Origin of the sequence: Tabrizicola sp. M-4, from assembly GCF_051132405.1 — a bacterium.
In the GTDB taxonomy this organism is placed as follows: domain Bacteria; phylum Pseudomonadota; class Alphaproteobacteria; order Rhodobacterales; family Rhodobacteraceae; genus Paragemmobacter.
The window spans coordinates 48,910-60,627 of the sequence record NZ_CP128607.1 but is presented as its reverse complement, the minus strand read 5'-3'; the positions used below and the strand labels follow the sequence as shown (position 1 = coordinate 60,627).

The following is an 11,718-nucleotide window of genomic DNA, read 5'->3' as shown; positions in this document are numbered from 1 at the left end:
CCGGAACGCATGTGGAGGAGGACGGGGGGCGGCTGATTTGCTTCGCGATGCAAAGGCGGGGCCCGTCCCCGCCGGCGGAAATCAGTTGCCCCCCGTCCTTGAAGGGTCGTCCCCTTTGACGGCCGCCTGCCCATCTCTTGAAGGCCGCTCGGGGGACGGGTGGATGAGCCGCCCCGCGAAGAGGCAAGGGACGACGGTTCAGACCCTGCGATGGTTCCGTTCCCCCTGCCCCACTGTCCCGAACAGCCCCTTGCGCGGAGAAGATCAGATTCCCAGGCGCTGCTGATCCTCGGGACCGATCTGCTTTGCCAGATGCTGACGCAGTACCGCCGGTCCGTCTGCCCGAAGATCGTCGTTGAAGTCCCCAAGCCGTGGCTCGAGCACCCGTACTGCAATCCCGACCTCGGTGGCTCTGGCGGTCAACCTTTCCGCTGCGCGCTGCCCGGCAGGATCGCGGTCGATGGCGACGTAGAGGCGCCGCAACCCTTCAGGCAACAAGACGGCTCCGAGGTGACCCGATGAGAGAGCGGCCCAGACGGGAAGGCCGGGGGCGGCCTCACGAACGGAGAGCATGGTCTCGATGCCTTCGCCGACAACGAGGATGTCATCACACGGGGTCAACCTGACGGCATTGCCAAGAAGGTGACCCATGGCCCGCCGCTGCGTCTCGACTGCCGCCTTGCCTCGGCCGTCAGGCGCAAGCCAGGTGCGATGCACACCCTGCAGGGAACCAGCCCCATCGGTGACCGCCGCGATCAACGCCGGGCGGGGAATGCTCTTGGTCTGGCCCTCATCCCGATGCCAGCACTTCGGGTGGAAGCGGAGGGTGCCTGTCGTGTCGCCAAGGGTGATGCCCCGGGAGCGGAGGTAGGTTTCCGCAAGCGTGCCTGCGATAGGAACCGAGGCCGCAAATAAGCGTGCAGCTGCTTCTGGCGTGCCCCCGGGGGACTTCGATTTTCTCGGGGAAGGGCCATCCGGGAGGACCGGCTGCGGACGACCAAGATGCGCTCGGGCCTCGGCCAGAAGGTCGGGAAAGCGGGAGATCCCCGTCCGCTCGCGGATGATATCGAGGAGATCACCATGTTCGCCGGTGGCGCCGTCGGTGAACTTGCCGGCGGCACCAGGCCCCGATGTGGGGCCGGTCAGACGCACGAACAGCGACCGACCGGGATTGTTCTGCAGATCGCCCACGATCCAATAGGAGCCTTCCCGCCGCCCCTTGGACAAGTAGTGACGACAAACGCTTTCGGCACGGGACGAAAGCTCGCGCAAGAGGTCTTCTGTTTCCAATGACATGATCACACAATTCAACCATTGCGTGCATGTAGACCAGCGACCGCAAACCGCGCAAGCAGCCACTCAAGCACCGCGATCCCGGAGGGATCGGTCGGGCAGAAGAGCCTGAGTTTCCACGCGATGATCTCCGAAAAGAAGCCATCCGCCTTGAGGCGATCCTTATGAGCTTCCGTGAAGCCCGAAAGCTCGATCCGGTTCACGCCCATGACGCGGGAGCGATGCAACTCCATCCCCTCGGCCAGACGCACGACGGTCTTGCCCTCGAGAACGAGGGCATGGACCTCAGCGGCCGTAAGCTTCGGGGCGTCGTCTGCCAGCTTGGTCGCGACCCAGGCGGGCGAGACTCGGCGGCCGATGATGCGCTGACCGTCATCGGTCTGCAGACGGTAGACGCGGGTTTCGTCCTGGGGGAGCTGCTTCCAGATCGGCAGCAAGAGCCCCGCTACGATGTGTAGCGTGGCTTCCGAGAACTCCGGCACCTCGGCGAGTTCCGCAGTCCAGGCTGCGGCGAAGGCGGCGCGGTTGGCCTCGAGCCAATGGGTGTCCTCCATCAGCTTGGCCGGGACAGTGCTGGCCTCGGTCGGGCGGATCAACCGCAAGCGGGGCTCGATGGTGCCGTCGTCGAGCATCAGGCTGGTGGCGGGCACCTGTACAGCGGCCCGGCCCGAGCGGCTGTTGACCAGAAGCCGTGCCTTCGGGTCATCCAGCCAGTCCAGCGCATCGGCCAGCGAGGTCGGCGTGTTGCGGCGCTTTTCGGCGATGGTCAGAAGCTGGGTTTCTGCGCCGGAGCCGGGATGGGTGTAGATCACCCGGGCGTCCGTGACGCGGAAGCTTTCAGCGCGCAGCGTCTCGAGCCCAAGATCATAGACTCCGGCTGCGATGGCCCCCTCGATGCGCTGATCGAGCAATTCCTCGAAAGCCGAGAAGAGCACGGCTTGCATGTCGATCGTCAGCGCCAGCAGGCGATTGAGGAAGGTCGTGATCGGCGGCAGGTCGTCCTTCAGCCCATTGTCGTCGGTCAGGCTGAGGCCGGTCGCATCCTCAAACTCGCCAAGCGAGCAGCGCGACACATCACCGCGATAAATGCGGCGGTAGAGTTGGCGCAAGGCGTCGCGGGCATAGGGCGACTCCAGATTGTCCTCGGGTCGAAACAGCCCCTGCCCGCCGGTCTGGCGCTGACCGCGCGTGATGGCGCCAAGCGTGTCGAGGCGGCGTGCGATGGTCGAGAGGAACCGCTTTTCTGCCTTCACATCGGTGGCCACCGGACGGAACAGCGGCGGCTGCGCCTGGTTGGTCCGATTGGTGCGGCCGAGACCTTGGATGGCGGCGTCGGCCTTCCAGCCGGGTTCGAGAAGGTAGTGAACGCGCAGGCGCTGGTTTTTCGCGCCAAGATCGGCGTGATAGCTGCGCCCCGTCCCGCCAGCATCGGAGAAGATCAGAATGCGCTTCTGGTCGTCCATGAAGGCGGCGGTTTCCGCGAGGTTGGCCGAACCCGCCCTACTTTCCACGACGAGGCGCGCGGCATGACCCTCGCCCTTGCGCACGATGCGGCGCGACCGGCCGGTGACCTCGGCCACGAGATCGGTGCCGAAGCGCTGGACGATTTGGTCAAGCGCACCTGGAACGGGGGGCAGCGAGGCCAGATGTTCGATCAGCGCATCGCGGCGGCGGGCGGCGTCACGGCACTCGACCGGCAGGCCATCGCGCACCACAGGTCTGGACGAGAGATTGCCCTCGCTGTCGGTAAAGGGCTCATAGAGCTGGACCGGGAAGGAATTTTGCAGGTAATCGAGGCAGCTTTCGCGGGGCGTGATGTCAACCCGGACATCGTTCCACTCGTCGGTCGGGATTTCCGAAAGGCGGCGTTCCATCAGCGCCTCGCCGGTCGAGACGATCTGGACGACGGCCGCATGGCCTGCTGCCAGATCAGCCTCGATGGCCGCGATCAGCGTGGGGGTTTTCATCGAGGTCAGCAAATGGCCGAAGAAACGCTGTTTGGCGGATTCAAAAGCCGAACGCGCGGCGGACTTGGCCTGCCGGTTGAGGGCGCCGCCATTTTGGCCCGTGATGTTGGCAGCCTCCATCGCGGCTGCAAGGTTGTTGTGGATGATGGCAAAGGCCCCGGCATAGGCATCATAGATGCCGCGCTGCTCTGGGCTGAGCGCGTGAACCAGCATCTCATATTCGACACCATCATAGGAGAGCGACCGGGCGGTGTAGAGACCAAGAGACCGCAGGTCGCGGGCTAGGACCTCCATCGCTGCGACCCCGCCCGCCTCGATTGCCTCAACGAACTCGGCGCGCGTTGCGAAGGGGAAATCTTCGCCACCCCAGAGCCCAAGTCGCTGCGCGTAAGCCAGGTTGTGAACCGTCGTAGCACCCGTGGCCGAGACATAGACCACGCGGGCGTTCGGCAGCTTGTGCTGCAGCCGCAGGCCCGCCCTGCCCTGCTGCGACGCCTCGGTATCGCCGCGCTCGCCCTTCGATTCGGCGGCATTGGCCATGGCATGGCTTTCATCGAAGAGGATCACCCCGTCGAAATCCGCCCCGAGCCAGTCGACGATCTGGTCGACGCGGGATTTCTTCGCCCCACGCTCTTCGGAGCGCAGCGTCGCATAGGTGGTGAAGAGGATGCCTTCGGTCAGCGGGATGTCGCGACCTTGCGCAAAGCGCGAGAGCGGCGTGACCAACAGGCGCTCCTGGCCGAGGGCGGACCAGTCACGTTGCGCATCTTCCAGCAGTTTGTCGCTCTTCGAAATCCAGAGCGCCTTGCGGTGACCTTGGCACCAGTTGTCGAGCAGAATCCCGGCGGACTGGCGGCCTTTGCCGGCGCCGGTGCCGTCACCGAGGAAGAACCCCCGGCGGAACCGGACGCTATCGCCAGCATCGTCCGGCGCGGCGGAAACCATGTCGCCGGCTTCATCGACGCACCATGACCCCGCGAGATGCGCGCCATGCGCCTCGCCCGCGTAGATCACGGTTTCAAGCTGCGCGTCGGAGAGGAGGCCGTCGCGCAACACGACAGCAGGCAGTTTCGGGCGGTAGCTCGGTTTTGGGGGCGCGACCGAGGCCATGGCCGCCGATTGCACGAGCTTGGTCGGATGCGAGGCCGCGCCGGGGATGTCGAAGGCTTGAAGCCGGAAGGTTTCATAGATCGCATCCGAAAGACGCGCAGCGCTGTCGTCTTCAGTCGCCTCGCGCAGGATATAGGCGAGATCTTCGGCGTCGACGGGCGTGATCGCGCCGAAAGGCGAGGCCGAGGCGGAAGTCCGAGATTTGTTGGCGGTGGCCTTTGCGGCACCGGCAGGATTTCCCGGGAAGGGAGTAGAGCGACCCTGCCCGGTCGAGGCGTCATGCATGAGTTCGAGGCGCGGCGGAATTTCGGCGGTGATCCGGGCCAGCAGATGCGCCACGTCGGGCGAGATGGGCAGGGCGAGGTCGGCTGTGATGCCGCCTTGCTCGCCGCCACGGCATTTGTCGAAGACCGAAATCCGCGTCTCGAAACTGGTGCCGTGCTTGGCGAAGGCACCGCCAGACACGGAGCCGGTGAAGACCAGATGCGCTGTCTCGGTCAGGCGGGTGAAGGTCTCGGCCCAGGCTGGCGCATCGGGCGCAAAATTGGCGCCAGTGATGGCGACCAGCCGACCACCGGGAGCGAGACGGGCAAGGGCCGAGCGCAGATGCCGCGCCGTCGCCTCGGTGCTGCGGCCATCGACATTGGCCACAGCCGAGAACGGCGGGTTCATCAGGATGACGCTCGGGCGCAGCCCTGCACCCAGATGATCGTCGATTTGTGCAGCGTCGAAATGAGTGACGGAGCGACACGGAAACAGGAGCCGCAGAAGATCGGCACGGGTGTCGGCCAATTCGTTCAACGCAAGGCTGCCGCCCGCGATCTCCGCGAGGATTGCAAGAAGCCCGGTCCCGGCCGAAGGTTCGAGGACCAAATCGCGCGGCGTGACCTGCGCGGCCGCCAAAGCCGCGAGCCCCATGGGCAAAGGAGTCGAGAACTGCTGGAAGCGCTCCATCTCCTCTGACCGCCTTGTGTGGGTGGGCAGGAGGCCTGAGACTTTGGCGAGGATAGGAAACAGCGCACCCGGCGAGCCAGCCCGGGCCAGCAAGGCACGACCGAATTTCCGCAGGAACAGGACGAGTGCCGCTTCACCCGCCTCATAGGCAAGCTTCCAGTCCCAGGCGCCAACTGCATCGGAGCCGCCAAAGGCGCGCTCCATCTCCAACCGCAAGCGCAGGGCGTCAATCTGAGCGCCACTCGCCAGATCAGGTTGCAGCGCCTCAGCCACGGCCAAGATGCGGGAAGCCGTCATGGAATGAGACGGCACGGCAGTCGGCGCAGGCGCCAGCGTCACAGCGAACAGATCGTTCATCGGGGAAACCTCAAGAGAGCCGGAGGGGTCAGTCCCGCACGGCGCTCTCTCTCACCCGCCGGAACCTGACCCCTTCCGGCAGCCCTCTCCCTCCCTTTCCCCTTCTTGCGCCAGGGACTGTTGCCCGCATGGGGGGAGACGGCCAAGGCTGGCTCCCGTTCGCAGAACCAAGGCTCGGTCATGGCGGCACGCCGGGAGGTGCCCACCCGAATTCCGCCTCCCTCGGTCTCCCAGGCCCCGCCAGCGTTGAATATGTTCCCGTTATGTTCTATATTGAGAGTGACGAGCCAAGGGAGATACCCGATGGAAAGCACCACCTTTGCCCTGCCCTCCACGCCGAAACAGATCGCCTATGCACGCGCTCTGGCCCTGCGCAACCAGACGCTTCTGCCTTGGGAGGTTCAACAGGACCGACGCAGCCTCAGCGCCTGGATCGAGGCCCAGGCAAACCTGAAGCCCGTCTCCGAGCTGGGCCGTCTGCCATCGTCCAAGCAGGTCGCATTTGCCGAACGCCTCGCCCGCATCAAGCGTCGCGCAGTGCCGGACGAATGCTTCCGTGACAAGGGCCTGATGTCGAAATGGATCGACGGGAACAGGTGATCGAGCACTTCTAGTTTGGCAGGCGGCGAGTCGATACCACGCTCTTCGGAGGCATGACGGAGGAGGCTGCGGTCGCCGCCAACCCTCAGCATGGCGAATACATCATATTTGCAAAGCTATAGGATTGCCACTTTGAACGACTAGCAAACCTATACTATTGCTGATCGTGACATTTTGCCATATCTTAGCATGGCGATACTTCCACGAAAGCAATCTCATAGGTTGGCAGATGTCCGTCTCCCGAGCAAAGCAGCGTCAGGCCCAAGACAGGGTCAACCAAGCCGCAACTCTGATTAAGTCAGTTGCCAAGCCCTTCGGGGGCTGGATCGCGACGTTCCAGGAGGCGATCGGGATGAATGCTCCAGCCCTCGCCGAACGCCTCGGCATCTCACGCAACAACATCTACGCCGCAATTCAGACCGAACAGGCCGGAACCATCTCCGTCAACCAGTTGGAAAAGATCGCCGAGGCCATGGGGGGCCGCCTCGTCTATGCGATCATCCCGCGCGAGGGCCCGGTGGAAGAGATTGTTCTGGCTCAGGCCCGTTCCAAGGCGCGGCGCATCATTCAGCGCACACGAGCCCACATGGCTCTGGAAGAACAGACCGAGGGGCTGCGCAGTGAGACCCAGATGGTAGAGGAACTGGCAGCGGACATTATCCGCGAAGGGCGGCGGGATTTCTGGCAATGACCCTCGAACTGCACGAACCCGCCGGAGCAACCCCACTGACGCCGGACGAATTGCTTGGGCTCAAGGCCAAACACGTCGCGACGCGCGGCGAGTTGAACGAACTCGAAGGCGAGAACATCATCGAGGGTCTGACCTGGCTCGACCGTCGCCCGAAAAGCTTCGACCTTCTGACCGATGCCGCCGTCCGGGAAATTCACAAGCAGCTCTTCGGCGAAGTCTGGGATTGGGCGGGCGTCTATCGGCTTACCGACAAGAACATCGGGGTGCCGGTCTGGCACATCTCGACAGAGCTGCGGACCTGCCTCGACGATGCCCGGTATTGGCGCGATCACAAGAGCTTTGACCCGCTCGAAGCCACGGCGCGCCTGCATCACCGACTTGTCTGGATCCACCCCTTTGCAAATGGCAACGGTCGTTGGGCACGCATCATGGCCGACGCCTATCTGGCGAGGATCGATCCGAAGATCTTCTTGGATTGGTCTGGAGAAGGGACACTCAACGCCGAAAGTGATCACCGCACGGCCTACATCGCGGCCCTCCGGGCGGCAGACCAGTATGATTTCGATCCCTTAGTGACGCTCGTGAAGTCAATCGCAAGATAGCCGTCTGCTGCCGAGCCATGAAAGAAACGCATGGGCAGATTCCACCGGGAAATCGCGTTGACCCTGCCAGTCCGGCCCGCTTAACTCGCCCGCAAGTATAGGAAGGGGTATTTCATGACGCCGCAGGAATTCATCGCCAAATGGCACGCGGTCGAGTTGAAAGAACGCTCCACCTCCCAGCACCATTTCATCGATCTTTGCCGCCTCTTGGGAATCAACGACCCAATCAGCGATGACCCTAAGGGCGACTTCTTCGCCTTCGAGAAGGGCGCATCCAAGACCTCGGGCGGCGAAGGCTGGGCCGACGTCTGGCGCAAGAACTGCTTCGCCTGGGAGTATAAAGGCAAGGCCAAAGACCTCGACAAAGCCTTTTCGCAACTTCAGCAATATGCCATCGCGCTGGAGAACCCGCCGCTCCTGATCGTGTCCGACATGGACCGCATCCGCATTCACACCAACTGGACGAACACAGTCCAGCAGGTACATCACATTACGCTCGACGACCTCCTGGACGCCAGAAAACGCGACCTTCTTCGCGCCTGCTTCACCGATCCCGAGAAGCTGAAGCCCAGCAAGACCCGCCAGCTCCTGACCGAAGAGGCCGCGCAGCGCTTCGCCACGTTGGCCCAACGCCTACGGACCCGGGGCCACGCGCCAGACGCGGTCGCGCATTTCGTCAACCGGCTGATCTTCTGCATGTTCGCCGAAGACGTCGGCCTCCTACCCGACAAGCTCTTCGAACAAATGCTCGACGCCAGCCGCATCGATCCCACTGAATTCGAGCCGAACTCTCGCACTCTGTTCGAGGCCATGCGCAAGGGCGGCCGGATCGACTTCAAGAAGATCGAATGGTTCAACGGCGGCCTTTTCGACACCGATGGCACCCTACCGCTGGAAAAGGCCGACATCCTTGACCTGATCGAAGCATCGAAGCTCGACTGGTCCGACATCGATCCTTCGATCCTCGGCACCCTCTTCGAACGCGGCCTCGACCCCGACAAGCGCAGCCAGCTCGGCGCCCATTACACTGACCGCGACAAGATCATGATGATCGTCCGCCCAGTCATCGTCGAACCTCTGCTGGCCGAATGGGCTGCGGTCAAAGCGCAGATCGAGGCGGAGCTGGCCAAGGCCGCGGCCTCCACGGGTGCCACCAAGACAAAGGCTACGAACGAAGCCAACAGACTGCGTGTCGCCTTTATGGAGCGACTGACTGCCTTCCGCGTGCTGGATCCGGCCTGTGGTTCGGGTAATTTTCTGTATCTGGCGTTGTTGGAGCTGAAGAACCTCGAGCACCGAGTGAACCTGGAATCCGAGGCCTTGGGCTTGCCCCGCGAGTTCCCCCGCATCGGCCCCGAGGCCGTGCTGGGCATCGAACTCAACCCTTATGCGGCCGAACTCGCCAGGGTCTCGGTTTGGATCGGCGAGATCCAGTGGATGCGCCGCAACGGGTTTGACGCCGCCCGCAACCCGGTCCTGCGCAGCCTGAATACGATCCAGAATTGCAACGCGATCATTGACCCTGCTGGAAATCCGGTAATCTGGCCATCAGCCGACGCAATAGTCGGCAACCCCCCGTATCTCGGCGCGAAGTTGATGAAGCGAAAGCTTGGCATTGCCGAGACCGAAGGTATTCGGGCAATCTATGCCGGTCGACTCCCAGGCTTCACCGATCTTGTCTGCTATTGGTTTGAAAATGCCCGAGAAATGATCGCGTCAGGACGGGCCAAACGCGCAGGCCTCGTCGCAACGAATTCGATCCGCAAGAACACAAACCTGCCTGTGATGAAGCGGATTATTGAATCCAGCCGGGTTTTCGACGCGTGGAGCGAAGAAAAGTGGACCATCGACGGGGCGGCGGTTGATGTCTCCTTGGTGTGTTTTGGAGAAAGTACCCAATCCTCAACCCTGAACGGGAAAACGGTTGACGCCATCAATGCTGACCTCACCAGCGGGCTAGATCTGACCCAAACAGCGACGCTAAGCGAGAACGCGGACGCTGCCTATTTGGGCATTCAAAAAAGCGGGCCATTCGATATCGAAGGCAGCCTGGCTCGGGAATGGATGGCCGAACCTCAGAATCCGAACGGAAGTTCAAACCACCAAGTCTTGCGCCCTTATTGGAACGGCGATGATGTGACAGGCCGCCCACGCGACATGTGGCTTATCGACCTGCCCCTGAACCTGTCCGAACTTGACGCCTCCGTCTTTGCGTCTCCGTTCTCTCATCTTGAGGTGGCGACGGACGAAGATGGCAAGACAGTCAAGCAGTTGCGAACCGAGTTGGGAGAGCGTGCCGGCCCACGCTGGTGGGAGCCCCACTGGCCACGCCCAGAGATGCGTTCAAGAATCGCGGGTACTCAACGTTACATCATCACACCGGAAACTGCTCAGTACCGGCTATTTGTTTGGCTGAGCCTGCCGGTCCTCCCGGATAAGAATCTGATCGTCATACCGAGGGAGGACGATACTACTTTTGGGATCCTGCATTCTAGGTTCCATGAAATATGGGCCCTTCGGAAGGGTTCCGATTTGCAGGATCGGCCAAGGTATACGCACACCTCCACCTTTGCGACTTTCCCCTTCCCCGAGGGCCTGACCCCGAACATTCCCGCCGCGGACTATGCCTCTGATCCTCGCGCGCTAAAGATTGCCGCCGCCGCCGCCCGACTGAATGAACTGCGCGAGAACTGGCTGAACCCCGCCGACCAGGTGATCCGCGTTCCCGAGGTCGTGCCGGGTTTTCCCGACCGCATCCTCCCCAAAGACGAAGCCGCCGCCAAGGTGCTCAAGCTGCGCACCCTGACCAACCTTTACAACCAGCGCCCCACTTGGCTGCAAAACGCTCACGCCGCCCTCGATGAGGCGGTGGCTGAAGCCTACGGCTGGGGCGACGACTGGCGCGCAGGCCTGCTAACCGAAGACGAAATCCTCGCCCGCCTCTTCAAGCTGAACCAAGAGCGGGTGAGCAAGTAGCCAAACCGCCCTTTTGTCCGGATCGTATAGGAAAATTGATCATGTTCTTTACCAAAGCAGGACGCGTCATCGCTTGGCTATGTGTTGCAGGCAGCATTCTGCACTACGGTTACTTGCAGGTGGTCTCCTTTGGTCAAGGCGGCATCCTGCCCGGCCATCCGATGTGGAACTCTCTGTCCGCCGCGAGCAAGACGGACATGCAGTTGCTGGCGTTCGGTGTCGTCGTGGGAATTCTTGCAGAAATCAGCATGTCGATTGCCACTTTCGCGCAAGCCGCAGGCACGAAAAAGACCGGCCCGGAGGGCTGACACACGATCGGCACTGGGCCAGATTTCTACCAACGCAATTTGCACGCAGTACAGGCCAAGTCATGAACATCTCTGAATACCAACGCGGCTATCAGGATGCTGCACGCGAATTGATCACCTGGCTGCACGAAGAGGCCGCCAGTATGAACGACCCCCACGCGCGCCGCATCTTGGACGGCGCTGCATTCGGTCTTGGGGTCAAGATCAACAGGCCAGAGCATAAACGTGCGGTGGAAATCCGCGGGCAGCACAGTGCAAACAAGCAGACCTGAGAAACTTGGCGAGCACAGAGCCGTCCGTCAGACATCTGGACCGAACGATTATCAGCTGTAACGCGTCATTGAAGCTCACCCGAACCGCCGTCCGGCTTCGGTGAAGGTGTACTCATTGATCACGATCCCCTCCTCGATCGCTTCGTCTGAGGTGAGATGGTCATACTCGGCCTGAAGCTGGCGGTAGAGCCAGCGGGCCAGATCGCGGAAAATTTCTGTCACAACCTCCTCAGCATCGTCGGTCGGTGGTTGGCCAGTCTGGCTGTCGCGGGTGACGTCCACGGACATGGTGAATTCGTGATAGTAGCGACCCCGGTGGCCGGCCTCGGCGGCAAGCTGATAGAAGTTCCGCCGCTGGATCGCCTGCAGCCTGTCTGCGATGCCATGCAAGGTTGTGTCCTGTGGGGCATAATCCCTGATGCTCGCAGTCGCGCCCTTGGCGTGGCTGAGATATCCCTCGAAGCAGGCTTTATGCGGAGCACCGCATAACGCCTGTTATGCCGAGCGACGGATTATGCGGAGCGGTCAGGTCATCACGCTGTAAACGCGAGGGATTTTCGACAATCCGCTCCGCATAATTCCGCACGG

General features: G+C 62.3%; 8 protein-coding genes and 1 pseudogene. 6 read left to right on the top strand and 3 right to left on the bottom strand.

Annotated features, from left to right (window positions below):
• Positions 1-264: 264 nt before the first annotated feature.
• Both TabM4_RS20215 and TabM4_RS20210 read right to left on the bottom strand, forming a co-directional pair.
• Positions 265-1,296, bottom strand: a complete 1,032-nt coding sequence (locus tag TabM4_RS20215) for a DUF7146 domain-containing protein (protein WP_434622847.1) — start codon at positions 1,294-1,296, stop codon at positions 265-267.
• A gap of 11 nt (positions 1,297-1,307) precedes the next feature.
• Positions 1,308-5,681, bottom strand: coding sequence for a strawberry notch-like NTP hydrolase domain-containing protein (locus TabM4_RS20210; RefSeq protein WP_434622584.1), 4,374 nt, complete (start codon positions 5,679-5,681; stop codon positions 1,308-1,310).
• 303 nt (positions 5,682-5,984) lie between these two features.
• Between TabM4_RS20210 and TabM4_RS20205 the strand changes: the two genes are divergently transcribed.
• From TabM4_RS20205 to TabM4_RS20180, 6 genes are all read left to right on the top strand, one after another.
• Positions 5,985-6,281: a hypothetical protein gene (locus TabM4_RS20205; RefSeq protein ID WP_434622582.1), complete on the top strand. Its 297-nt coding sequence runs from the start codon at positions 5,985-5,987 to the stop codon at positions 6,279-6,281.
• A 157-nt stretch (positions 6,282-6,438) separates the two neighbouring features.
• The gene (locus TabM4_RS20200) at positions 6,439-6,972 is read left to right on the top strand and encodes a hypothetical protein (protein WP_434622580.1); all 534 of its coding nucleotides are present in this window, start codon (positions 6,439-6,441) and stop codon (positions 6,970-6,972) included.
• Complete coding sequence (locus tag TabM4_RS20195; RefSeq protein WP_434622578.1) at positions 6,969-7,574, top strand: mobile mystery protein B; 606 nt, start codon at positions 6,969-6,971, stop codon at positions 7,572-7,574. The genes TabM4_RS20200 and TabM4_RS20195 overlap by 4 nt, the downstream gene beginning before the upstream one ends.
• Before the next feature lie 114 nt (positions 7,575-7,688).
• Positions 7,689-10,550, top strand: a complete 2,862-nt coding sequence (locus TabM4_RS20190) for a class I SAM-dependent DNA methyltransferase (RefSeq protein WP_434622576.1) — start codon at positions 7,689-7,691, stop codon at positions 10,548-10,550.
• A gap of 41 nt (positions 10,551-10,591) precedes the next feature.
• Complete coding sequence (locus tag TabM4_RS20185; protein ID WP_434622574.1) at positions 10,592-10,858, top strand: hypothetical protein; 267 nt, start codon at positions 10,592-10,594, stop codon at positions 10,856-10,858.
• Between the two features lie 62 nt (positions 10,859-10,920).
• The gene (locus tag TabM4_RS20180; protein WP_434622572.1) at positions 10,921-11,130 is read left to right on the top strand and encodes a hypothetical protein; all 210 of its coding nucleotides are present in this window, start codon (positions 10,921-10,923) and stop codon (positions 11,128-11,130) included.
• Positions 11,131-11,205: 75 nt separating this feature from the next.
• On the opposite strand, the pseudogene TabM4_RS20175 reads toward TabM4_RS20180, so the two are convergent.
• Positions 11,206-11,598, bottom strand: a pseudogene (locus TabM4_RS20175) (antitoxin of toxin-antitoxin stability system); the annotation flags it as partial.
• Between the last annotated feature and the right edge of the window lie 120 nt (positions 11,599-11,718).